The sequence below is a fragment of the Pseudooceanicola sp. HF7 genome, from assembly GCF_011806405.1.
GTDB lineage: Bacteria > Pseudomonadota > Alphaproteobacteria > Rhodobacterales > Rhodobacteraceae > Pseudooceanicola.
Map to the genome: position 1 here is coordinate 1 of NZ_JAATOW010000047.1, position 21,949 is coordinate 21,949.

At 64.3% G+C, this 21,949-nt stretch carries 22 protein-coding genes; 9 read left to right on the plus strand and 13 right to left on the minus strand.

Annotation, left to right across the window (positions count from 1 at the left end; genetic code table 11):
* The coding region (locus tag HCZ97_RS18640; RefSeq protein WP_167690624.1) for an FAD-binding oxidoreductase at positions 1 to 546 on the plus strand (546 nt) is incomplete at its 5' end.
* A 57-nt stretch (positions 547 to 603) separates the two neighbouring features.
* Here HCZ97_RS18640 and HCZ97_RS18645 read toward each other — a convergent pair.
* Genes HCZ97_RS18645 through HCZ97_RS18680 form a run of 8 tightly spaced genes read right to left on the minus strand, consistent with a single transcriptional unit; the run spans position 604 to position 7,523 of the window.
* On the minus strand, positions 604 to 1,011 hold the full coding sequence (locus HCZ97_RS18645; protein ID WP_167690625.1) for a PaaI family thioesterase: 408 nt from the start codon (positions 1,009 to 1,011) through the stop codon (positions 604 to 606).
* A 9-nt stretch (positions 1,012 to 1,020) separates the two neighbouring features.
* A complete protein-coding gene (locus tag HCZ97_RS18650) occupies positions 1,021 to 2,052 on the minus strand; it encodes a phosphotransferase (protein WP_167690626.1) in 1,032 nt (343 codons plus the stop codon).
* 7 nt (positions 2,053 to 2,059) lie between these two features.
* Complete coding sequence (locus HCZ97_RS18655; protein ID WP_167690627.1) at positions 2,060 to 2,707, minus strand: histidine phosphatase family protein; 648 nt, start codon at positions 2,705 to 2,707, stop codon at positions 2,060 to 2,062.
* Positions 2,707 to 3,909, minus strand: coding sequence for an acetyl-CoA C-acyltransferase (locus HCZ97_RS18660; RefSeq protein WP_167690628.1), 1,203 nt, complete (start codon positions 3,907 to 3,909; stop codon positions 2,707 to 2,709). The genes HCZ97_RS18655 and HCZ97_RS18660 overlap by 1 nt, the downstream gene beginning before the upstream one ends.
* Positions 3,910 to 3,921: 12 nt before the next feature.
* The gene (locus HCZ97_RS18665; RefSeq protein ID WP_167690629.1) at positions 3,922 to 4,374 is read right to left on the minus strand and encodes a MaoC family dehydratase; all 453 of its coding nucleotides are present in this window, start codon (positions 4,372 to 4,374) and stop codon (positions 3,922 to 3,924) included.
* Positions 4,371 to 5,195 carry an SDR family NAD(P)-dependent oxidoreductase gene (locus HCZ97_RS18670; RefSeq protein WP_167690630.1) on the minus strand — a complete coding sequence of 275 codons (825 nt, stop codon included), beginning with the start codon at positions 5,193 to 5,195 and terminating at the stop codon, positions 4,371 to 4,373. Before HCZ97_RS18670 ends, HCZ97_RS18665 begins: the two co-directional genes overlap by 4 nt.
* On the minus strand, positions 5,195 to 6,319 hold the full coding sequence (locus tag HCZ97_RS18675; protein ID WP_175581778.1) for an acyl-CoA dehydrogenase family protein: 1,125 nt from the start codon (positions 6,317 to 6,319) through the stop codon (positions 5,195 to 5,197). The genes HCZ97_RS18670 and HCZ97_RS18675 overlap by 1 nt, the downstream gene beginning before the upstream one ends.
* Positions 6,320 to 6,329: 10 nt before the next feature.
* Positions 6,330 to 7,523: an acyl-CoA dehydrogenase family protein gene (locus tag HCZ97_RS18680; protein ID WP_167690631.1), complete on the minus strand. Its 1,194-nt coding sequence runs from the start codon at positions 7,521 to 7,523 to the stop codon at positions 6,330 to 6,332.
* A 142-nt stretch (positions 7,524 to 7,665) separates the two neighbouring features.
* Here HCZ97_RS18680 and HCZ97_RS18685 point away from each other — a divergent pair, with 142 nt between their 5' ends.
* From HCZ97_RS18685 to HCZ97_RS18705, 5 genes are all read left to right on the plus strand, one after another.
* Complete coding sequence (locus HCZ97_RS18685) at positions 7,666 to 8,907, plus strand: branched-chain amino acid ABC transporter substrate-binding protein (RefSeq protein ID WP_167690632.1); 1,242 nt, start codon at positions 7,666 to 7,668, stop codon at positions 8,905 to 8,907.
* A gap of 82 nt (positions 8,908 to 8,989) precedes the next feature.
* A complete protein-coding gene (locus HCZ97_RS18690) occupies positions 8,990 to 9,922 on the plus strand; it encodes a branched-chain amino acid ABC transporter permease (RefSeq protein WP_167690633.1) in 933 nt (310 codons plus the stop codon).
* A complete protein-coding gene (locus HCZ97_RS18695; protein ID WP_167690634.1) occupies positions 9,919 to 11,178 on the plus strand; it encodes a branched-chain amino acid ABC transporter permease in 1,260 nt (419 codons plus the stop codon). The genes HCZ97_RS18690 and HCZ97_RS18695 overlap by 4 nt, the downstream gene beginning before the upstream one ends.
* The gene (locus HCZ97_RS18700) at positions 11,175 to 11,948 is read left to right on the plus strand and encodes an ABC transporter ATP-binding protein (protein WP_167690635.1); all 774 of its coding nucleotides are present in this window, start codon (positions 11,175 to 11,177) and stop codon (positions 11,946 to 11,948) included. Before HCZ97_RS18695 ends, HCZ97_RS18700 begins: the two co-directional genes overlap by 4 nt.
* Positions 11,945 to 12,667 (plus strand): ABC transporter ATP-binding protein, encoded by a 723-nt coding sequence (locus HCZ97_RS18705; RefSeq protein ID WP_254871607.1) that lies wholly within the window; start codon positions 11,945 to 11,947, stop codon positions 12,665 to 12,667. The genes HCZ97_RS18700 and HCZ97_RS18705 overlap by 4 nt, the downstream gene beginning before the upstream one ends.
* A gap of 75 nt (positions 12,668 to 12,742) precedes the next feature.
* On the opposite strand, the gene HCZ97_RS18710 is transcribed toward HCZ97_RS18705, so the two are convergent.
* Positions 12,743 to 14,383: a long-chain fatty acid--CoA ligase gene (locus HCZ97_RS18710; RefSeq protein WP_167690636.1), complete on the minus strand. Its 1,641-nt coding sequence runs from the start codon at positions 14,381 to 14,383 to the stop codon at positions 12,743 to 12,745.
* Between the two features lie 249 nt (positions 14,384 to 14,632).
* Between HCZ97_RS18710 and HCZ97_RS18715 the strand changes: the two genes are divergently transcribed.
* Complete coding sequence (locus HCZ97_RS18715) at positions 14,633 to 15,601, plus strand: NADPH:quinone oxidoreductase family protein (protein ID WP_167690637.1); 969 nt, start codon at positions 14,633 to 14,635, stop codon at positions 15,599 to 15,601.
* Here HCZ97_RS18715 and HCZ97_RS18720 read toward each other — a convergent pair.
* From HCZ97_RS18720 to HCZ97_RS18730, 3 genes are all read right to left on the minus strand, one after another.
* Positions 15,598 to 16,413, minus strand: a complete 816-nt coding sequence (locus HCZ97_RS18720; RefSeq protein WP_167690638.1) for an IclR family transcriptional regulator — start codon at positions 16,411 to 16,413, stop codon at positions 15,598 to 15,600. The genes HCZ97_RS18715 and HCZ97_RS18720 overlap by 4 nt on opposite strands.
* A gap of 76 nt (positions 16,414 to 16,489) precedes the next feature.
* On the minus strand, positions 16,490 to 18,151 hold the full coding sequence (locus tag HCZ97_RS18725) for a long-chain-fatty-acid--CoA ligase (RefSeq protein ID WP_254871608.1): 1,662 nt from the start codon (positions 18,149 to 18,151) through the stop codon (positions 16,490 to 16,492).
* Positions 18,152 to 18,165: 14 nt separating this feature from the next.
* Complete coding sequence (locus tag HCZ97_RS18730) at positions 18,166 to 18,933, minus strand: SDR family NAD(P)-dependent oxidoreductase (RefSeq protein ID WP_254871609.1); 768 nt, start codon at positions 18,931 to 18,933, stop codon at positions 18,166 to 18,168.
* A gap of 194 nt (positions 18,934 to 19,127) precedes the next feature.
* Here HCZ97_RS18730 and HCZ97_RS18735 point away from each other — a divergent pair, with 194 nt between their 5' ends.
* Both HCZ97_RS18735 and HCZ97_RS18740 read left to right on the plus strand, forming a co-directional pair.
* A complete protein-coding gene (locus HCZ97_RS18735; RefSeq protein ID WP_167690640.1) occupies positions 19,128 to 20,348 on the plus strand; it encodes an acyl-CoA dehydrogenase family protein in 1,221 nt (406 codons plus the stop codon).
* A 153-nt stretch (positions 20,349 to 20,501) separates the two neighbouring features.
* Positions 20,502 to 21,443 (plus strand): class 1 fructose-bisphosphatase, encoded by a 942-nt coding sequence (locus tag HCZ97_RS18740; RefSeq protein WP_167690641.1) that lies wholly within the window; start codon positions 20,502 to 20,504, stop codon positions 21,441 to 21,443.
* On the opposite strand, the gene HCZ97_RS18745 is transcribed toward HCZ97_RS18740, so the two are convergent.
* A complete protein-coding gene (locus HCZ97_RS18745) occupies positions 21,440 to 21,877 on the minus strand; it encodes a GNAT family N-acetyltransferase (protein ID WP_167690642.1) in 438 nt (145 codons plus the stop codon). The genes HCZ97_RS18740 and HCZ97_RS18745 overlap by 4 nt on opposite strands.
* Positions 21,878 to 21,949 lie beyond the last annotated feature (72 nt).

Consider the following 21,949-nt stretch of genomic DNA (forward strand, 5'->3'; position numbering starts at 1 on the left):
ATCCGGGCACGGGGCGGAGAGGTCCTGCGCGAGGCTCCTGAAGAAGGCGCGGTGATCTGGGCCACCGGCGTGACCGGACTTGAGGACATGAGCGAGCAGGCCGGGCGCATGGTGGGCGTCGGGGTGAAGGGGCAGGCCGCACTTTTGCGCTTCGATGCCCAGTGGCTGCCACAGGTCTTCGCCGGCGGCGTGCATATCGTGCCCCATGCGGACGGCACGGTGGCCATCGGCTCTACCAGCGAGCGGGACTACGACAGCCTGCGCGTAGATGCCCAGCTTGAGGACGTGATCGCAGCGGCCCGCGCGGCGATGCCCGTGCTGGCCGAGGCCGCCGTGATCGAACGATGGGCCGGCGTGCGGCCCCGGGCAAAAAGCCGCGCGCCGATGCTGGGCGCATGGCCGGGCAAGCCGGGCCAGTACATCGCCAACGGCGGTTTCAAGATCGGTTTCGGCATGGGGCCCAAGGTCGGGCAGGTCATGGCGGAGCTGGTCCTTGAGGGGCAAGACAGCATCCCCGAGGGCTTCAGAGCCGACGCCATCCTGTGAGCGCGCCGGGGCGCTTCCGGCGCCTGACGCAGTGCGGCAATCCCGGGAAAGACCGCTTCAGGTGCTGCGCACCCGGAAGACGCCGGTGCCGGTGGCCGCCAGTGTGCCCAGTTCATCGCTGATCTTCGCCTCTGCGAAGAAGGTCTTCGCGCCGCCGCCGGTACGAAACCCTTCCGCGATCAGAAGCTTGCCCGTCACCTGGCCCAGGAAATTGGTGCTGAGGTTGAGGGTCATGGCAAGTTTGCGGTTCTCGGGATCGCCAGTATAGCAGCCGGCAAAGCCCATGGCCGTGTCGCACATCATGGAATGGATGCCGCCGTGCAGGATGCCGTAGCGGTTCATCAGGAAGGCCTCCAGCGGAAGCTCGAAGCGCGCGTAGTTCTCCCGCCAGTCGGTGATGTAGAAGCCGATGTGTTCCTGGAGCGGGTAGGGGCTTTCGACCAGCCCTTCGGGGATATCCTGCATTCTGTTCCTTCAGGCCGACTTCGCGGCATTGAGGCCCGCCTTGGCAAAGCGCGGCACCAGTTCGCCCATGCGGCGGCCTCTTTCCGGGTTGGAGGCATTGCCGTCGAGCGCACGACGATAGACGCCCTGGATGATGCCTGCCATGCGGAAGAAGGTGAAGGCCTGGTAGAAGCCGAAGCGTTCGATCCCGGGCAGGCCGGCGTGGTCGCAATAGGTGTCGATGAACTCCGCATCGCTCATCAGGCCTTCCGCGGCACGATCAAGACCGGCAAGCCCGCGCCCTTCCGGGCCCGCGGGCATGGACCATTGCATGATGACGGCGGCCACGTCGGCGAAGGGATGCCCGATGGTCGAAAGCTCCCAATCGAGCACCGCCGCGATGCGGGGGGCGTCCGGTTCGAACAGCATGTTGTCGATACGGTAGTCGCCGTGTGCGAGGGTGCGCAGGCCGTCTTCGGGGGGGATATGGGTGTCGAGCCAATGCATCAGCTCTTCCATCTCCGGAACGGAGTCCGTTTCGGAGGCGCGGTACTGCTTGCTCCAGCGGTCGATCTGGCGACGGTAGTAATTGCCCTCTGGCCCGTAGTCTGAAAGGCCCGTCGCCTGCAGGTCCGTTCCGTGGATGGCGGCAAGGACGCGGGCCATTTCGGCGTGGATCGGGCGGCGGTCCTCACGGGCCAGCTCTGGCAGGGAGGGCAGGTTGAAGTGGCGTCCCTTGACCTCGTCCATGACGTAGAAGGCCGATCCGATGACATCGGGATCTTCGCAAAGAACATGCATCCCGGCGACCGGCACGTCGGTACCCGCCAGGGCCGCCTGCACGCGGTATTCCCGTTCGACCGCATGGGCGGATTTCAGCAGCACCCCCGGGGGCTTGCGACGCAGGACATAGCTGTGGTCCGGCGTGGTCAGCCGGAACGTGGGGTTGGACTGGCCGACCGCGAATTTCTCTGCGGTGACCGGGCCCTTGAAGCCGGGCAGGTAGGCCGTCAGCCAGGTTTCGACGGCCGGAATGTCGAGGCGGGTTGGATCGTCTGTCATGGGGCCTCTAGCTGTAGGTGAGCAGCGGATCATCCGCGCCGGTGACAAAGGGGGTCTCGTTGAAGCCGTTCAGGAAACAGCGCCGGGTCGAGAAGGCGAAGCGGGTCACCGAGGCATTGCGGGTCTGAAGCTGGACCTCGATCTGGGTGACGGGCGGCGCGCCGAGCGCGGCAGAGACCATCTGCCCGATGGCGCCCCCGGAAGAGACGGCGATGACCGTCCCGTCGCTTTGCGTCAGCGCCTGCCGGGCGTCCTCGACCCGCGCGGCGAAGGCGGGCCAGCTTTCCGGCGGGTCGGCGATCTCTCCTCTCTGCCACATCAGCACGGTGTCGCGCAGGCGGCGGAAATGGGCCTTGCGGTCCTGCGGGTCTTCATCCGAAGGGCCGCGCGCGGCAAGAAGCGCCTTGAAGTCGAATTCGCCCAGGCCGGGATGGATCAGGGGCTGCGGCGCGCCGGACAGCTGGCCCATGATCCCTTCCAGGGTCTCACGCTGGCGGCGCATGCCGCCGTGGGCCACGAGGTCAGGCACGACCCCCTGGGCCGCGAACCAGCGGCCGAGCGCCTCCGACTGGCGATGGCCGATGTCGGAGAGCACGTCGTAGTCCGCGGCCCCGAAGGAGGCCTGACCGTGGCGGATGAGGTGGAGAACACCCATCAGAGAACTTCAAAGAGCCCGGCTGCCCCCATGCCGCCGCCCACGCACATGGTGCAGACAACGTATTTCGCACCGCGGCGTTTGCCTTCGATCAGGGCGTGGCCGACCATCCGGGCACCGGACATGCCATAGGGGTGCCCGATGGAGATAGCGCCGCCGTTCACGTTCAGGATCTCTTCCGGGATTCCCAGAACCCTGGCCGATTGCAGGACCTGGCAGGCGAAGGCCTCGTTCAGCTCCCAAAGGCCGATGTCGTCCATCTTCAGTCCGTGGGCTTCCAGCAGCTTGGGGACCGCGTAGATCGGGCCAATGCCCATCTCGTCGGGATCAAGGCCGGCGGCCATGACACCCACGTAGCGGCCCAGCGGTTGCAGGCCGCGTTTCTCGGCTTCCTTCGCTTCCATGATGACGCTGGCAGAGGCCCCGTCGGAAAGCTGGCTTGCATTGCCGGCGGTGATGAAGCGGCCGTCTTTCACCTGCTGGCCCTCCTGGAAGACCGGCTGCAACCCGGCAAGGCTTTCGGCCGTTGTGCCGGGCCGGTTGCCTTCGTCCTTTTCAAGCGTCACCTCGTGGAAGGTGACCTCTTTCGTTTCCTTGTTCATCACGCCCATGGAGGTGGTCAGGGGCACGATTTCGTCATCGAACTTGCCGGCCTGCTGTGCGGCGTGGGTGCGGGCCTGGGATTGCGCGGCGTAGGCGTCCTGGTCCTCGCGGCTGACACCGTAGCGGTCCGCCACGATCTCTGCCGTTTCCAGCATGCTCATGTAGATGGCGGGCACGTGTTCCGCGATCCAGGGATCACGCGCGCGGTCCGTGCGCATTTTCTGGTTCTGGACAAGAGAGATGCTTTCCACCCCGCCGCCGATCGCCACCTGCATCCCGTCGTGGATGACCTGTTTCGCCGCCGTGGCGATGGCCATCATGCCGGAGGCGCATTGCCGGTCCATGGACATCCCGGCGACAGAGGTCGGCAGCCCGGCACGGATCGCGGCCTGCCGGCCGATGTTGCCCTGGGTGGAGCCCTGCTGAAGCGCGGCCCCGATCACGCAATCCTGGATTTCATGGCCTTCCAGCCCGGCGCGGGACACCGCGTGGCGGACGGCATGGCCGATCAGTTCCTGGGCCTGGGTGTTGTTGAACGCGCCCCGGAAGGCCTTTCCGATAGGTGTACGGGCGGTAGAGACGATGACGGCGTCACGCATGAGGTGTCCTTTTCATTTGAAATAGCGGCGGGTCAGCCATTCGGCCGTGAGGGCGGGTTTTTCCTGCCCCTCAAGCTCCATGATGACGTGTTGGGTGAACTGGACCTCGCCGGGCCTGATCTCTTCCAGGGCGGCTAGGGTGAAATGGGCCCGTATCCGCGCGCCGGAGCGCACGGGGCTGACAAAGCGCAGCTTTTCAAAGCCGTAGTTGACGCCCATCACCGTGCCCTCGAGCCTGGGAAGCTCGGCGGCCATGGCGGAGAGCAGCGACAGCGTCAGGAAGCCATGGGCAATGGTGCCGCCAAAGGGGCTTTGCGCGGCGCGTTCGGGATCGACGTGGATATACTGGTGGTCCAGGGTTGCATCGGCAAAGGTGTCGATCTGTGCCTGGGTGATGTCATACCAGTTGGAGGTGCCGATCACCTGTCCGATGCGCGCGCGGTATTCGGCAAGGCTGAGGCTCATCCCTCGTCCTCCAGGAAGGCGGCCTTGGCCGTGGCCACCTGCATCCCTCCGGAAAGCGGGATCACGGCGCCAGAGATATAGGACCCGCCCCGCCCGCAAAGGAACTGGAGCACGCCTGCCACGTCTTCTTCGCGCCCGACCCGACCGATCGGCACGGTGGCCGCCGTCTTGCGGCGCCCTTCCTCGTGGCCGATGGCGAAGGCCATCATCTTTGACATGAAGGGCCCGGGCGCAATGGCGTTGACGGTGATGCCCTTCGGCGTGAGCTCATTGGCCAGGATGCGGGTCATGTGATGCACCGCCCCCTTGGAGACCGCGTAGGCATAGGCGCCCTGGCCCTTGGGGATCTCTCCCATGACGGAGCCGACGTTGACGATCCGGGCCGGGTCATCGGTGCTGCCGGCGGCTTCAAGCATCGGGACCAGGGCCTGGGTCAGGTGGAACATCCCCGTCACGTTCAGGTCGAGCACCTTGCCCCAGGCAGCATGGGGATAGTCCCCCAGCGGCGCGCCCCAGGTGCGGCCGGCATTGTTCATCAGGATATCAAGGCGATCGGTGCGGGACTTTAGTGCCTCAACCAGCGCGGCGATCCCGTCTTCGCTGCCGACATCCCCGCCGAAGCCTTCGGCGCTGCCGGGGCCGATCTGGTTCAGCTCCTGCGCGACGGCTTCGCAGGCCTCCGCCTTGCGAGAGGCGATCAGGACGCGCGCGCCGGCAGAGACAAGCCCCTCTGCCGCCATGCGTCCAATCCCCGTTGCGCCGCCGGTGACCAGCGCCACCTTGCCCGTAAGGTTGAACAATTCACCCGGTGTCACACCCATCAGAACCCCCTTGCTGCGGCCACGCGGGCCGCGTGGTAGCCGTAGTCGCCCAGCCACTCCGCACCCACGCGGGCGCGCTTCATGTAGAAACCCATGTCGAATTCATCGGTCATGCCGATCCCGCCGTGCATCTGGACGCCTTCGCTGACGGCCAGGCGGGCAGTTTGCGTGGCGCGAGCCTTGGCAACCGAAACGGCCAGTTCGGCCTCTTGCGGGGTGTCGTCGAGGACACGCCCGGCATTGGCCACGGCGCTGGCGGTGACCTCTATCTCCGACCATAGGTGCGCCGCGCGATGCTGGAGCGCCTGGAAGCTGCCGATGGTGCGCCCGAACTGGCGGCGCTCCTTGAGGTAGGCGGCGGTCATGGCGAACGCGCCGGAACTGACGCCCAGAAGCTCTGCGGCCAGAGCACCCTGGCCTGCGGCAAGGGCGGTTCGCAGGATCGGTTCTGCATTGTCGGCCTCTCCCAGGATGTCCTCTCCGGTCGCGGTGACGCTGTCAAAGCGCAGGTCGGCGTGATCGCGGCTGTCGACGGTTTCGCGGGCGTCGCGGGTCAGCCCGGCGCTTGTGGCATCGATATCGAACAGGGTCAGGCCGCTGGCCTCTCCGGGGCTGCCGGCGGTCCGGGCCAGAACCAGCAGGCGGTCTGCGCGGGCGCCATCCGCCACGAAACGCTTTTGCCCGTTGAGGCGGTACCCGTTGCCGACGCGCTCTGCCTTCAGGGCAGAGGCCAGGGGGCGGTGCTTGTTGCCCTCGTCGACGGCAAGGGCATAGCAGACCTCGCCAGAGGCGATCCCCTCCAGCCGGGCGGAGCCGGCCACCTTGAGCGCGGTGGCGGCGATCACGGCAGTGGACAGCCAGGGGGAGGCGGCCAGGACCTCTCCCATTTCCTCGGCCAGGATGCCGGCCGCGCGGTGCCCCATGTCGGAACCGCCCGCGCCTTCGGGCACCAGGACCCCGGCCCAGCCCATCCGGGCCATTTCACGCCAGAGACCGGGATCCCAGGCCCGGCCTGCGTCCCGGTTCGCGCGCAGGGCGGACACCGGGCTGGCCTCTGCCAGGAAGCCGCGCGCCATGTCGCGCAGCATGGTTTCGTCATCTGTCGGAACGAGTGAAGTGAGCATTTCCGTTCTCCTATTGGCTCGGCAGGCCGAGGACGCGCTTGGCCAGGATGTCGAGCATGACCTCAGAGGTGCCCCCTTCGATCGAGTTGGCCTTGGTGCGCAGCCATTCCGACGCCAGCGCGCCATGCGGGCCGTCCCATTCTGCGCCGTCGCTGCCCGTCACGGACATCAGCAGCTCGTACCGGCGCTTGTTCAGCTCCGTTCCGGCGTACTTGAGCATGGCTGAGGCATGGCCAACGCCGCCCTGCTTGGCCAGGTCGCGATAGCGCTCCAGCGTCATGGCGGTGGCAAGGCTGTCGACTTCCAGTTCCATGGCGCGGGCTTTGAGGATCGGATCCTGCAGCACTTCGGGATCCAGGTCGGCCAGGAAGGCGCCCAGCGACCGTCCGCCCAGCAAACCCCGCGCGCCGCCACCGATCATTTCCCGTTCATGGGTGAGCAGGTGCTTTGCCACGTCCCAGCCGCGATTTTCCTCTCCGACGATACGGGACAGGCCCGCGCCATCGTTCTTGGGCACCACGACATCCTCAAAGAAGGTCTCGCAGAAGGGAGACGCGCCCGAGATCAGTTGGATAGGCTTCGTGGTGACGCCGGTGGCCTCCATGTCGATGAGCATGAAGGAGATGCCCTTGTGCTTGGGCGCGTCGCGGTCGGTCCGGACAAGGGCGAAGATCCAGTCGGCCTGGTCGGCGTAGGAGGTCCAGATCTTGGAGCCGTTGACCACCCAGTGATCCCCCCGGTCCTCTGCCCGCGTCTGGACTGATGCCAGGTCAGAGCCCGCGCCGGGTTCGGAATAGCCCTGGCACCAGCGGATTTCCCCCCGCGTGATCTGGGGCAGGTAGTGGCGCTTCTGCTCTTCCGTCCCGAAGGCCAGCAGGGCCGGGCCCAGCATCCACAGGCCGAAACTTTCCAGCGGCGTGGGGGCATCAAGCCGTGCGAGTTCTTCGTGCCAGATCTTTTCCTGGGCCCGGCTCAGGCCTGCGCCGCCGTATTCGACCGGCCAGCGCGGGGCGGTCAGCCCCTCGCGTGCCGCGGCCTCCATCCAGAGGCGCTGTGATTCGGAGGAAAATTGCCAGCGTTTGCCGCCCCAGCAGATCTCCCGCTCCGTCGCGGGCATTGTCCTTAATTCCTTGGCGCAATGTGCCTCGATCCAAGCCGAGATCCCCGCGCGAAAACGCTGCGGGTCGTCTGAGAAGTCCAGCATCTCCCCCTCCCAAAGGCTGCTTATTTCGATATGCAGAATAGAATTTCACAGAATTCTTGACAAGCGGGGGTTGAGAGCTTTTGATCTTGGCAGGGAAAGGGGGGCCGACATACCCTGTTTTCCACTTAGGGAGGAGATAACCATGAATTCGACCAGGAAAGCCGTGCTCGCGGCTGCCGTATCGACTGTTGCGCTCGCGGCGTCGGCCCAGGCAGAAACGATCAAGATGGCCTTCATCGACCCGCTCTCGGGTGCGATGGCGTCATCCGGCGAACCCGCATATCAAAGCTTCGTTCTGGCGGCCGAACATGTGAACGCCGAAGGGGGCGTCAACGGCGACATGATCGAGATCGTTGGCTACGACAACAAGATCAGCCCCAAGGAATCGCTGGTGCAGCTGCAGAAGGCGATCGACAGCGGCGCACGCTATATCTTGCAGGGCAACGGGTCTTCCGTGGCCTCGGCGATCATTGACGCGGTGAACAAGCACAACGCCCGGAACCCCGGTGAAGAGGTGCTTTTCTTCAACTATGCTGCCGTGACGCCTGCCTTCACCAACGAGGTCTGCAGCTTCTGGCACTTCCGCTTCGATGCCCACACGGACATGAAGATGAACGCGATCACCGATTGGATCGCGGCACGTGACGACATCAAGAAGGTCTACCTGATCGGTCAGGACTACGTCCACGGAGAGGCCGTTGCCGCCGCCGCTGAGACCCAGCTTGCCGAGAAACGCCCCGATATCGAAATCGTCGGGAACGAGCTGCATCCGCTTGCCAAGGTCAAGGACTTCACCCCCTACGTGCAGAAGATCATCTCTTCCGACGCGGATGCGGTGATCACCGGCAACTGGGGGCAGGACATGACCCTGCTGGTGAAGGCCGCCGCAGATTCCGGGCAGCAGATTCCATACCTGACTTTCTATGGCGGCTCCAGCGGCGCTGTCGCGGCCCTTCGTGAAGGGGCGATCGACACGCTGTACCAGGTCGGCGAAGTCTCCGTGAACATGGATGGCACCTCGCCCGAGCAGGACGCCATGGTGGAGGAGTACAAGGAGCGGTTCCCGGACTACGACTATTACTACCACCGGGCCTTCGTCGCGCTGGATATGTTCGCCGCTGCGGCGGAGAAGGCCGGGAGTGTCGAACCGATCGCCGTGGCCAATGCGCTTGAAGGGCTGAGCGTCGACGGCGGTTATGGCACGGCCACGATGCGTGCGGAGGACCACCAGGTTCAGCAGCCGCTCTACATCACCACGGTCTCTTCGGATGTGACCTACCCGGTCGACAATACCGATCTGGGCTGGAAGCTGGTCGAGGGCGGCATCATCTCTGCCGATGCAGCGATGGAGCCGACGACCTGCAGCATGGAACGGCCTGAGTAAGGCCCTTTCACCACTGAACTGGGTGCTGCCGCGGGACGGCGGCACCCGACCGTCCGGGGAGGGACGGAACCGGGGAGGATCCATGGAAACGCTGGTTTTCGCGCTGCTCAACGGCGTGATCTACGGGCTATTGCTCTTCATGCTGTCGAGCGGCCTCACGCTAATTTTCTCCATGATGGGGGTGCTGAACTTTGCCCACGCGAGCTTCTACATGCTCGGGGCCTATTTCGCCTATACCGTCATGGGGATTTCGAACTTCTGGATCGCCCTGATCCTTGCGCCGATCCTTGTCGGTGGAATCGGCATGGTGGTGGAGCGCTACGGGCTGCGACAGGTCCATGCCCGCGGCCATGTCGCAGAGCTGCTTTTCACCTTCGGGCTGGCCTATCTGATAGACGAAGTGGTCAAGATCATCTGGGGCCGTACCGCGGTCGATTACCAGGTGCCCGCAGCCCTGGATTTCCCGCTCTTCACGCTTTACGGGGCGCAATACCCGGCATACCGGATCTTCATCCTGGTGGTCGCGATCTTCATGTTGGTGGCGCTATGGTACCTGCTGAAGAAGACACGCGCCGGGTTGATCATCCAGGCCGCGCTGAGCCATCCGCATATGGTGGGTCACCTGGGCCATAACGTCCCCGCTATCTTCATGGCCGTCTTCGGCGCCGGCTGTGCGCTGGCTGCCCTGGCCGGGGTCATCGGCGGGAACTACTTCATCACCGATCCGGCCATGGCCGTGCAGATGGGGCCGATTGTCTTCGTGGTCGTCGTCGTTGGCGGGCTGGGCAGCCTGGAGGGCGCCTTCATCGCCGCCATGTTGATCGGCCTGCTGCAGACCTCTGCCATCTCCATCAACGCCTCGCTGGCCGATATCTTCGGGTTCCTTGGCCTCTCGCCCGACAGCGAGGTGGGGGAGATCACGATCGCCTCCATGGGGCCGATGCTGCCCTTCCTGTTGCTAGTTGTCGTCTTGATGGTCCGCCCGCGCGGGCTGATGGGGGATCGTGAGGTATGAGCGAGATGACTTCCTCATATGTCGATCTTGCGCCCTCGCGCGCAGAGAAATTCCGGCAGCGTGTCCTGCCGTTCATCCTGTTGGCCGCCCTGCTGGTGGTGATCCCCTTGCTGGGACCGTCGCGGTCGACGCTGACGCTGCTCAATCACATGGGCATCACCATTGTCTTCGCGCTCAGCTACAACATGCTTCTTGGCCGGGCAGGGATGCTCAGCTTCGGCCACGCGGTCTACATGGGTCTGGGCGGCTACTTCTGCGTCCACGTCATGAACTGGATCGCCGCCGGAACGGGCGTCTGGGGCGTGGTGCCGATCTTTGCCATGCCGGCCTTCGGCTTCGGCGCCGGCGCGCTGGCGGGGGCCGTGATTGGCTGGCCGTCCTGCCGCCGGGCGGGCACGCCCTTTGCCATGATCTCGCTCGGCGTGGCCGAGCTGGTCGCCGCCGCGGGCTTCATGTTCGACAGCCTCTTCGGTGGAGAGATGGGCATTTCCGCGGACCGCATGGGCGGGCGGGAGTTCCTGGGCCTCTCCCTGGGGCCGTTGGATGACGTTTACTGGTTCATCGCCTTCTGGACCTTCATCGGCGTTCTGGGAACCTGGGCCTTTACGCGCACCCCGCTTGGCAAGCTGTCCGAAGCCACCCGTGACAACCCGGAGCGCGTGGAGTTCGTCGGCTTCGATCCGCAGCGCGTGCGTTACCTGGTATTCATCGCGGCCGGTGCCTTTGCCGGCATGGCCGGTGGCATGTCTGCCGTGCAGGATGAGATCTTCACGCCTGAGAACCTGTCCCTGATCCCCTCCGGTGCGATCCTGATCGCGGCCTACGTGGGTGGCGTGCGTTACTTCGCCGGGCCGATCCTGGGCGCCATCGTGATGACCTACATGGGGTCCAACCTGTCCGACTACACGGCGGGCTGGCTGCTGTACTTGGGCCTGATGTTCGTGGGCATGGTCATGTTCGTGCCCAATGGCTTCGCGGGGATCATCCATGACACATGGGTAGCCATTCGGGATGGCCGGCTGGCCGAGGTCTGGAAAATCTGGCTGAAGCGCTCCGTTGGGCTGATACTGATCGCCGTTTCCGTGATCACCATGGTGGAGGTCGCCTTCCGCTGGTCCGATGGCTACGGAGAGGTCTTCGAACCCTTCGGCCTGCATCTTTCGCATCAGAACCCGATCACCTGGGCGCTGGCCGTGATTCCCTTCGTGGTGGGCATCCTGCTGGTCCGGAAAGCCGCCAAGGAGGCCAAGGCATGAGTTCCGCACTGAAACTCACCGATCTGAAGAAAAGCTTCGGCCCGGCCAAGATCATCCAGGGCGTGTCCCTGGATATCGCGGAGGGGGAGCGCCACGCGATCATCGGCCCGAACGGGGCCGGCAAGTCGACGCTTTTCAACCTGATCTCCGGCCGGTTCCGCCCCACCTCCGGCAGCGTGCACCTGAAGGGAGAACTGATTTCGAACCGCAAGCCCTACCAGATCAACCGGATGGGACTGAGCCGCAGTTTCCAGGTCTCGAACATTTTCACCAATATGTCGGTGCGAGAGAACGTGCGCTGTGGGCTGCTGCATTCGATGGGCTACGGCTACAACTTCTGGCGCAACATCGGCGGGCTGTCCGGGGTGTCCGAGAAGACCGCCCAGATCCTTGAGGATGTTGGCTTGATCGACAAGGCCAATATGCCGGCGGCCCTCTTGCCCTACGCGGATCAGCGCACGCTGGAGATCGCCATCACCATTGCCGGCGGGGCAGAGGTCATCCTGCTGGATGAGCCGACCGCCGGGATGAGCCATTCGGAAACCGACCGCGCCGTCGCGCTGATCGAACAGGCCAGCCGCGGCAAGACGCTGGTAATCGTGGAGCACGACATGGGCGTCGTCTTCAACTTGGCGGACCGGATCTCGGTCCTAGTCTACGGAGAGATCATCGCCACGGGCACCCCGGAAGAGATCCGGGGCGATCCAAGGGTGCGCGAAGCCTATCTGGGCGAAGAGGCCCTGCCCGAAGTCGAAGGAGTGCCCGCATGAACGTCCAGAACGATATGGTGCCGCTGCTTTCCGTCTCTGACCTGCATGCTTACTACGGCAAGAGCCACGTGCTGAACGGCGTCGACATGGAGATCATGCCGGGAGAGGTCGTAGCGCTTCTGGGGCGCAACGGCGTGGGCCGTTCCACCACCGCCAAGGCCATCATGGGAGAGGTCAGCCCCTTGGGCTCCATCCGGTTCAAGGGGGAAGAGATCGCCGGTTTTCCCAACCACCGCATCGCGCGGATGGGCCTTGGCTATGTGCCTGAAAGCCGGGACATCTTCCCGACCATGACCGTGCGCCAGAACCTGATGCTGGGCATCAAGGACATGCGCCGTCCCGGTAAATGGACCATCGACCAGATGCTTGAGATGTTCCCGAACCTCAAGCGCAGGGCGGATAATCCGGCGGGCGTGCTGTCGGGCGGTGAAAAGCAGATGCTGACCATGTGCCGGACCCTGATGGGCGATCCGGAGCTGATCATCATCGATGAGCCAACCGAAGGGCTGGCGCCGCTGATCGTCCAGCAAGTCGGCGACATGATCGCAGAGATCGCGAAGGCCGGGGTCTCCATCCTACTGGTGGAGCAGAAGCTGTCCATCGCGCTCAGGATCGCGACCAAGGTCTACGTCATGGGCCACGGAGAGATCGTCTATGCCGGTACACCGGCAGATTTCGCCACCCGCGATGACGTGCGCAAGGAGTGGCTGGAGGTCTGAAGCGACCCGCTTCCGGCAACAAAAAGCCCCCGCAGCCAGAACCGGCTGCGGGGGCTTTTCTTTGTCGTTAGGTCATCACGCGGTTTCGCGCAGGTCCGGGTGCTGATAATCGCCCAGTTGCTCGCGCAGGGTCAGCTTGCTGACCTTGCCGGTCGCGGTCAGCGGCAGCGCATCAACCCAGACCAGGTCGTCGGGCAACTGCCATTTGGCGAAATGCTCTGACAGGTGGCGCTGCACGTCCTCCAGGTCCGGCTTCTCTGCACCGGCGGCCACGGCGACAAGCACCGGGCGTTCGTCCCATTTCGGATGCGGCACGGCGATGGCGGCACAGCTTGCGATGGCGGGGTGGGACATTGCGGCGTTCTCAAGGTCGATGGAGGAAATCCATTCCCCGCCGGACTTGATCAGGTCCTTGGTCCGGTCGCGCAGGGTCAGGAAGCCATCCGGGTCCAACGTCGCCACATCGCCAGTGCCGAACCAGCCATCCTTGTCGAATGCCTTGGTCGAGGCCCCTTCATTGCGGAAGTAGCCGGAAACAACCGTGTTGCCGCGCACGTACAATTCCCCGGTGGCGCGGCCATCTTCCGGCAGGGGATTGCCATTGTCGTCCACGATCTTCAGGTCGACCCCGAAGCAGCGGCGGCCCTGTTTCTGCTTGTAGTCGATGCGCTTGTTCAGCGGGGCATCGTCCATCCAGCGGGGCAGGGTGCCATGGGTGCCAATGGGCGACATTTCCGTCATGCCCCAGGCGTGGCAGACGTTGATATCAAGCGCCTCGAAAGCTTCGATCATGCTGCGCGGGGCGGCGGATCCGCCGATCACCACGTCCTCGAACCCCTTGGGCTTGCGCCCCTGGGCCTTCATTTCCGCCTGCAGGCCCATCCAGACCGTCGGAACCCCCCAGGCAGAGAAGACCTCTTCATCATCCATGAGCTTGAACAGGCTGGGACCGTCCAGTTTGGGCCCCGGCATGACCAGCGACAGGCCCGACATCAGGGCAGAGAACGGCAGACCCCAGGCATTCACGTGGAACAACGGCACCACGGGAAGAACCTTCTTGCCCTCGATGAAGCTGACCGTCTGGGCGACGATGGTCATCAGCGCGTGCAAAACCGTGGAGCGGTGCGAATAGAGCGCACCTTTCGGATTGCCGGTGGTGCCCGAGGTATAGCAAAGCCCGCAGGCGGTATCCTCTGGCATGTCCGGCCAGTCGAAGCTTTCGGGCTGCCCTTCCAGAAGTTCTTCGTAGCACAGGGCCGGGAACGTCGTGTCCGGCATATGCGCGCGATCCGTCATGATGACGAAGGTTAGATTCTTCGGCAGGTGATCCAGGACGGCTTCAACCAGCGGGACGAAGGTGGTGTCGAGGAAGAGCACCCGGTCCTCTGCATGGTTCACGATATAGATCAGCTGTTCGGCGGAAAGCCGGGGGTTGATCGTGTGGCAGATCGCGCCGATCCCGGCGATGGCGTAGTACAGTTCGAAATGTCGGTATCCATTCCAGGCCAGTGTCGCGACCCGGTCGCCGAAGGTCACGCCCAGGCCTTCCAGCGCGTGGCCCAGTTGGGCGATCCGGCGTCCGGTCTGCTCATAGGTCTGGCGGTGGATGTCGCCCTCCGTGCGTACCGAAATGATCTCTCCTCTGCGGTGCGCACCTGTCCCGTAGGTCAGGATGTCCTTCACCAGCAATGGCCGGTGCATCATCATGCCGTCCATGTTTTCTCCTCCCAAAGATATGGCCTGAGCCTAGCCCCAAGGGCGCTTTCGCCAAAGTGTTTCGACGCGTCAGTCTTGCTATTTTTGCGAGTATTTCCGCAATGCGGAATGATTTGCCGTTTTAAGGATTTTTATCCGCACGATTCCGCCTAAATGGCTGTTTTTCATGGTCAATACCCGCGAAATCCCTATCGTGAACCACTAGGGAGAGGCCGGAAAAACCCGGCGCGAATCGCGGGAGGAGTGCTTGTGAAAGCCATAGTGTGCCATGAATTCGGTCCGGTGACGGACCTGTCTTTTGAAGAGGTCGCCACCCCTGAGCCAGCGGCCGGGCAATTGCGTATCCGGGTCGAAGCCGCCGGGGTGAATTTCCCCGACGGTCTGATGGTCCAGGGACTTTACCAGTCCAAGCCGGACCGGCCCTTCACGCCGGGCATGGAGGTGGCCGGGACGGTAGAAGCGCTTGGCGCCGGTGTGACCACGCCGGCGGTGGGCAGCCGGGTGCTGGCCTCGACAGGGACGGGGGGGTATGCAGAAACTGCGGTATGTGACGCGGGCCGCTGCATTTCCATTCCCGATGCGATGGATGCGGCCGAAGCCTGCGCGCTTCTGGTGGCCTATGGCACGTCCCACCACGCGTTGAAGCAGCGCGCTGTTCTGAAATCCGGCGAATGGCTGGTGGTCTTCGGGGCCGCCGGGGCGACGGGAATAGCGGCACTTCAGATCGGCAAGCACATGGGGGCCAGGGTCATCGCCGTCTGCTCGACCGATGCCAAGCGAGAGATCGCGCTAGAGAACGGCGCCGATCACGCGATCGGTTACGACAACCTGCGCGAAGACGTGAAGCGCCTGACCGAAGGGCATGGCGCCGACGTGGTGTATGACAGCGTCGGGGGTGATGCTTTCGCCGCTGCCTCGCGGTTCATGGCGCGCAACGGGCGGCTTCTGATCGTCGGCTTCGCCAGCGGGGAAATCCCCAAACTGGCCGTGAACCTGACCTTGGTAAAGGAATATTCCGTGGTTGGCGTTTTCTGGGGTAACTGGACGCGGGCAGAGCCCGAGGTCTATCGCGCCAATATGGAAGAGCTTTTCGGCTGGGTACTGGATGGCAAGGTCAAGCCGCTGATCGAAGGGCGTTATCCCCTTGCGGACGCGGCGGATGTCCTGACCCGCGTGCTTGGCCGCGGGGCCGTGGGCAAGATTGCCCTGGTGCCCTAATAACCCACGCGACTGACGCTTCGGGCCAGCTCAACCAGCTTCGGCCCGAGCTCTTCTTCGAGGCGTTCCTTGGGAAGAGAGAAAGCATAGCCGCCCAGGTTGAAGGCCAGCATCGGCGTATGCGGTTGCTGGCTGACATAGGGCACGGAGACCGCGTGCACATCCTTCTGCCAACCGCCGATGTTGCTGTAAAAGCCCCGCTTGGCGATCTGTTCGCAGGCGTCTTCGATCCCTTCCAGGGTCTCGGTCACGCGGTCCGGCGGGTAGCGATCCTTGATGCGTTCGATGATTTCTTCACGCTCGGCCTCGCTGGTGCCGGCGATATAGGCCCGCCCCATGGCAGAGCGCGCCAAGGAGATCCGCGAGCCCACGTTCAGCTGAAGTGAGATCACGCCTTCGGAGCGCGCCGCCGCGATATAGGTGATCGCCATGTCATCGCGCCCGCCAAGCGCCACCAACACGCCGTCGCCGCATTCATCGGCCAGGTTCTGCATGTAGACCTGGGCGGTCTCACGCACCTGCATTCCGGCCAGGCAGGCATATCCAAGCGACAGTACGGGAACGCCCATCCGGTAGCGCCCTGTGCCTTCGTCATAGACCAGGTAGCCGGCTTTCAGCAGCGTGAAGGTCAGCCGCGACACGGTGGAGTTCGGCAGGCCGGTGCGTTCGGCCAGCTCCGAATTGCCCAGGCCAGCCTTGTCAGAGGGCTTGAAGGCGCGCAGCAACTCGAGGCCGCGGTAAAGTGCGGTGACGAATTGGCGGTCGTTGTCGCCCCGGTCCAGCTCAGCCGCTTCGCTTGATCTCTTGCGCACCCTGGTATCCCTTTCAGTGTCTGACGCAGCTACCCATTCCCGCCCGAAGGGTCAAGATTTGCAGCCTCGCGCCCTGTCATAGGGCTATCTCACGTGACTTTGCCGCCTCTTTTTCCGACAGCTCCCGCCACAGTACCTTGCCGGCCCCGGATTTCGGCAATGTCTCCATGAATTCCACGGATTTCGGGCATTTGTAGGCCGCCATCTCCGCCTTGCACCACTGGATGACGTCCTCTTCGGACACGGTCGCGCCGGCGCGGCGGACGGCCACGGCCTTGACGGATTCGCCGCGTCGCGGGTCGCTGGTGCCGATGATGCAGACCTCGGTCAGATCCGGGTGGCGGTGCATCAGTGCTTCCACCTCTGCCGGCCAGACCTTGAAGCCGGAAGCGTTGATCATCCGTTTCACGCGGTCGGTCATGAAGAAGTAGCCCTCGCTGTCATACCGCCCGATGTCGCCGGTGCGGAAGAAGCGCTTGCCGTCGATCTCGATAAAGGCTTTCCGAGTTTCCTCTGGGCGCTGCCAGTAGCCACGGAAGACCTGCGGCGCGTTGATGACGATTTCGCCAGGCTGATCCGGGCCCAGTTCCTCATTCGTATGAATGTCCAGAACCCGCGCGTCGACCTCCATCACCGGGATGCCCAGGCATTGCCGCTTGGGGCGTTGAACCGGGTTGATATGCGTGCCGGCCATGGTTTCGGACAGCCCGTAACCCTCGATGTAATCAAGGCCGGTCAATTGATGCAGCCTGTCGGCAACGGCCTCTGGCATGGCCGCACCACCACCGCCAATGCCGCGCAGAGAGGACAGGTCAAAGCGTGCGATATCCGGCGTATTGAGCAGGTCGATGGCCATGGTCGCGATGGAGCGCCAGCGGGTCACCCGGTAGCGTTCGATCAGCTTGCAGGCGGTTTCCCGGTTCCAGCGGGTCAGGATCACCATCTCCTGCCCTTTCAGGATCGGGATCGACATGGAGCTTTGCATGCCCGTCACGTGAAAGAGCGGCAGGGTGACCAGGTGAACGGCATCCCCTTCCAGCGAAGGGTTCCAGGCCGCCCCGCCATGGATCGTCGCCTGGACAGAGGCGTGGCAATGGACGCAGCCCTTGGGATTCCCGGTCGTTCCGGAGCTGTAGGGGATGACGGCAAGGTCCTCGCCTTCGGCGGTCATCGGACGGGGGCGGTGGCGTTCCGCGATAGCCGCCCGGAAAGGCGTGACGCCGGGGCCTTCGCAATAGACATCCGTCAGCCCCTGCAGGCTTTCGTGCAGGGGGATGTCGTAGGCCGGGTCGGTCATGTCCGCGTAGGCCGCCGGTAGGACATGTTCCAGCTTCCCGGCCTCTGCCAGTGGCAGCACCACGGGCAGCAGTTCCGATCCGCAGATCACCACGCGTGCGCCGGTGTCCTGCACCAGGTGCTCCATCTCTGCGCCCCGGTTCATCGGGTTTACAGGCACCACGGCCGCATCGGCCCGCAGGATGGCATAATAGGCGATCATGTACTGCGGGGCGTTCTGCATGAACAGCAGCACCCGGTCGCCCTTTTCAACCCCATGCGCCTGAAGCCAGCCGGCCAGCCGTTCCACCTGGTCGTGGAAGGCGCCGTAGCTCAGCTGGTAGCCATGGAAGCGGATGGCGACCTGGTCAGGGTTGGCGGCGGCGGCCTCCTGCAGGTTAAGGGCCACGTTGTGGCTGGGCAGCGGCACCGTCTGGGGCAGGCCCGGCGGCCAGAATTTCATGTGCAGGTCAGGCATCAGACTTTCATCCCCGGCAGGTTGAGAGAGGCGGTATTGCCGCCATCGACAGGCAGGGCCTGCCCGGTGATGTAGCTGGCGTCGTCAGAGGCCAGAAAGGCGATGGCCGCGGCGATTTCTTCCGGGCGGCCGTAGCGGCGCAGCTCACAGCGTGAGCCCAGGCGTTCTTCCTTGCCGGCGTCGCGGGCATGGTCAAAGACCGGCTTGGTCATGCCGGTCTCGATCAGGCCGGGGCAGACCGCGTTCACGCGGATGCCGTATTGGCCCAGGTCGCAGGCGGCAGTCATGGTCAGGTTGATCACCCCGGCCTTGGAGGCCGAATAGGCATTGCCCCCCGCGCCCGAGCGGATCCCGGCGACAGAGGCCGTGTTGACGATGGCCCCGCGGCCCTGCGCCTTCATCGCCCGAGCGGCATGTTTCAGCATCATGGCGTGGCCAACCAGGTTCACGCCCAGAACCCGCGCCCAGGTGTCAGCGTTGCTTTCGGTGATCGTGGAACGGTCGCAGATGATCCCCGCGTTGTTGGCCAGCACGTCCAGCGCGCCATAGCGGTGCATGACTTGGCCCATGGCCTCTTCGATCTGGGCTTCATCGGCGATGTCCACCTGCAGGGCCATGTGGTCCCCATCCGGCGGATGGCTTTCATGGCGATCGATCAGGCAAACATGCGCGCCCTCGGACGCCAGCCGCCGCGCGGTCGCCGCCCCGATCCCACTGGCCGCGCCGGTGACAATGGCCACGCGTCCCTCGAAACGCTTCATCTGCATCCCACGATCCTTTCGGCGCGGGGATGCGCTCCTCCTCCCATCATGTCTCCCTCCTCCCAAAGGGTGTCGTCTGCGGAAAAGCCTGCCACGAGGCGGAAGGCTACGTCAATATTCCGCACAACAGAAAAGTTTTCTGCATTGTTGACGATGGCACGGGGCCGGGGCATCAATGGCGCAGGTGAGGAGGATTTCAGATGTACGACCATTTCCCGATTTCGGACCGGGCCAAGGCCCTGCGTGAGCAGCTGATCGAATTCATGGAGGCGCATGTCTTTCCCAACGAAAAGACGTATGCCGCCCAGGTCGGGGAAGGCGACCGCTGGGAAACGCCGCCGATCATGCAGGAACTCAAGGCCCGCGCCCGGGAGGCAGGTCTGTGGAACATGTTCCTGCCCCACTCCAAGGACGGCTACGAAGGCATGGGGCTGAGCAACGTCGAATATGCGACGCTTTGCGAATTGATGGGCCGCTCCTCCATCGGGTCGGAGCCGTTCAATTGCTCTGCACCGGACACGGGCAACATGGAAACGCTGTTCCTCTACGGCGATCTCGACCAGAAGGCGCAATGGCTTCGCCCGCTGATGGAGGGAAAGATCCGCTCCTGCTTTTCGATGACGGAACCGGCGGTGGCCTCTTCGGATGCGACCAACATCCAGACGGAGATCCGCCGAGATGGCGATGATTACATCGTCAACGGCGTGAAATGGTGGTCCTCCGGGGCGATGGACAAGGCGTGCAAGATCGCCATCGTGATGGGCAAGACTGACCCGGATGCCGAAAAGCACCGCCAGCAAAGCATGATCCTGGTCCCGCTGGATACGCCGGGGGTCAAGATCGTGCGGCCGCTGCACGTGATCGGCTACGACCACGCCCCCCACGGCCATGCAGAGATCCATTACGACAACGTTCGCGTGCCTGCCGCCAACATCCTGCTGGGCGAAGGGCGCGGATTCGAGATTGCACAGGGGCGGCTTGGACCGGGCCGCATCCACCACTGCATGCGCTCCATCGGCCAGGCAGAGCGGGCGCTTCAGGCCATGTGTGAACGCGGCATGGAACGCACCGCCTTCGGGCAGCGCATTGCGGAGATGGGGGTGACCAAGCACTGGATCGCCGAAAGCCGCTGCGAGATCGAGCAGGCGCGCCTGCTGACCATGCACGCCGCCTACATGATGGATACCGTGGGCAACAAGGCCGCCCGCAAGGAGATCGCGATGATCAAGGTCGTGGGGGCCAACATGGTCCAGCGCGTCGTGGATCGCGCGATCCAGGTACATGGCGCCACCGGGGTCTGTCAGGACAGCTTCCTGGGGGCCGCTTTCGCCCATGCCCGCACCATGCGGCTTGTCGATGGCCCGGACGAGGTGCACCGCGACTCCATCGCAAAGATGGAACTGCGCCAGTACCGGAACTGACGCCGGAGCCGGGGCGGGGCAATGCCCTGTCCCGCCGCTCTGCGGGTGCCACATCCGCGTGCGTTAACGCTCACAAAGCGGTGCTGGCACCGAAAGGCGTTTCTCTGCGTCGCGGGCTGTGGAATAACTCCGGCAAAGGCCAAGGAGATTTTCATGCCCGCGATTGATCCCGCATATATTCCTTCCGATCTTTTCCCCACGATCGAGGCGCTTTGCGCCACCGGTGCCAAGGTTGCTGCCGTCGTCGCGCGCGGTGCGCTCGGGCCTTCGCTCGCCGCAGGCGTCGGAGAGAACTCCGACGGGGACCAGCAAAAGGCGCTGGATGTCATGGCGGACGAGATGTTCGAGGCCGCGCTGAAAGAGGCCGGCGTGCGCCACTATGCCTCTGAAGAACAGGAGACGGTCCTGACGCTGGACCCGGACGGCGCCTATGCGCTCGCCATCGACCCGCTGGACGGCTCTTCCAACATCGACGTGAACGTGACCATCGGCACGATCTTTTCCATCTTCAAGGCGGCAGAGACGCCAGAGGCCAGCTTCCTGCGCCCGGCGTCCGAACAGATCGCGGCCGGCTACATCGCCTTCGGGCAGCAATGCCTGCTGGGGATCACCTTCGGCGACGGCACGCTGCTGTTCTGTCTTGATCCGGAAACCGGATCTTTCGCCCTGGCAAAAGAGAAGATGAGCCTGCCTACCGCGACCAAGGAATACTCCATCAACGCCTCCAACCGTCGTCACTGGGCCGCCCCGGTGCGCGCCTACATCGAAGAGAACGAGGCAGGAGAGACCGGCGCCAAGGGCAAGAACATGAACTTCCGCTGGGTCGGTTCCCTGGTGGCGGAAACCCACCGGATCCTGACCCGCGGTGGCACCTTCCTTTACCCCTCCGATGCGCGCAAGGGCTACGAAAAGGGGCGCCTGCGCATGGTCTACGAGGTGGCGCCGATGGCCTTCCTGGTGGAGCAGGCCGGCGGCCTGGCCACGGATGGCTCAGAGCGGATCCTGGACAAGACGGCGACCGAGCTGCATGAGCGCTGCCCGCTGGTCTTCGGCTCTTCCGAAGAGGTGAGCCGCGTCAAGGACCTTCACGGCTAGGACCGGCGCCAGACCAGGCGGATGTCGGGTTCGTTTTCCGCGTTCCCGCGTCCGTCGGTCCGCTCGGCCTCCGTGAAGCCATGGGCCCTGTAGAAATCCAAGGCCCGCTGGTTGCGGGCAAAGCACCAGAGTTGCAGCGCGTCCTGCTGCGCCTGGGCCTCTGTCAGAAGCGCGTGCCCCAGGCCCTGCCCCTGGTGAGCGGGCGCCACGTACAGATGCTCGACCCAGCCCGGCGCCAGGGCAAGGAAGCCCTGGCACTCCGGCGCGAAGGCCCCCAGCAGGGTGCAGCTTTCATAGACATGTTCGCGAAAATGCGCCCTGTCCTCTGCCGGGCTGTGCAGTTCCGGTAGCCAGGGCATGGCGGAGCGGCGTGCTTCGCGGTGGATCGCGGCGGCAAGGACGGTCTCTGCACGGGTGAGGGGGCGGATTTCCATGGCGGAAAGGTGACCGCAGCCCCCTTCAAGTCAAGCGGTGGGCGTCCTCGGTACTTCCAAAGTGGACGCGCA

Bases quoted from the DNA above. Each gene is read 5' to 3' on its own strand.
- HCZ97_RS18645 (WP_167690625.1), bottom strand. From the start codon at position 1,011: ATGCAGGATATCCCCGAAGGGCTGGTCGAAAGCCCCTACCCGCTCCAG.
- HCZ97_RS18650 (WP_167690626.1), bottom strand. From the start codon at position 2,052: ATGACAGACGATCCAACCCGCCTCGACATTCCGGCCGTCGAAACCTGG.
- HCZ97_RS18655 (WP_167690627.1), bottom strand. From the start codon at position 2,707: ATGGGTGTTCTCCACCTCATCCGCCACGGTCAGGCCTCCTTCGGGGCC.
- HCZ97_RS18660 (WP_167690628.1), bottom strand. From the start codon at position 3,909: ATGCGTGACGCCGTCATCGTCTCTACCGCCCGTACACCTATCGGAAAG.
- HCZ97_RS18665 (WP_167690629.1), bottom strand. From the start codon at position 4,374: ATGAGCCTCAGCCTTGCCGAATACCGCGCGCGCATCGGACAGGTGATC.
- HCZ97_RS18670 (WP_167690630.1), bottom strand. From the start codon at position 5,195: ATGGGTGTGACACCGGGTGAATTGTTCAACCTTACGGGCAAGGTGGCG.
- HCZ97_RS18675 (WP_175581778.1), bottom strand. From the start codon at position 6,319: ATGCTCACTTCACTCGTTCCGACAGATGACGAAACCATGCTGCGCGAC.
- HCZ97_RS18680 (WP_167690631.1), bottom strand. From the start codon at position 7,523: ATGCTGGACTTCTCAGACGACCCGCAGCGTTTTCGCGCGGGGATCTCG.
- HCZ97_RS18685 (WP_167690632.1), top strand. From the start codon at position 7,666: ATGAATTCGACCAGGAAAGCCGTGCTCGCGGCTGCCGTATCGACTGTT.
- HCZ97_RS18690 (WP_167690633.1), top strand. From the start codon at position 8,990: ATGGAAACGCTGGTTTTCGCGCTGCTCAACGGCGTGATCTACGGGCTA.
- HCZ97_RS18695 (WP_167690634.1), top strand. From the start codon at position 9,919: ATGAGCGAGATGACTTCCTCATATGTCGATCTTGCGCCCTCGCGCGCA.
- HCZ97_RS18700 (WP_167690635.1), top strand. From the start codon at position 11,175: ATGAGTTCCGCACTGAAACTCACCGATCTGAAGAAAAGCTTCGGCCCG.
- HCZ97_RS18705 (WP_254871607.1), top strand. From the start codon at position 11,945: ATGAACGTCCAGAACGATATGGTGCCGCTGCTTTCCGTCTCTGACCTG.
- HCZ97_RS18710 (WP_167690636.1), bottom strand. From the start codon at position 14,383: ATGGACGGCATGATGATGCACCGGCCATTGCTGGTGAAGGACATCCTG.
- HCZ97_RS18725 (WP_254871608.1), bottom strand. From the start codon at position 18,151: ATGAAATTCTGGCCGCCGGGCCTGCCCCAGACGGTGCCGCTGCCCAGC.
- HCZ97_RS18730 (WP_254871609.1), bottom strand. From the start codon at position 18,933: ATGCAGATGAAGCGTTTCGAGGGACGCGTGGCCATTGTCACCGGCGCG.
- HCZ97_RS18735 (WP_167690640.1), top strand. From the start codon at position 19,128: ATGTACGACCATTTCCCGATTTCGGACCGGGCCAAGGCCCTGCGTGAG.
- HCZ97_RS18740 (WP_167690641.1), top strand. From the start codon at position 20,502: ATGCCCGCGATTGATCCCGCATATATTCCTTCCGATCTTTTCCCCACG.
- HCZ97_RS18745 (WP_167690642.1), bottom strand. From the start codon at position 21,877: ATGGAAATCCGCCCCCTCACCCGTGCAGAGACCGTCCTTGCCGCCGCG.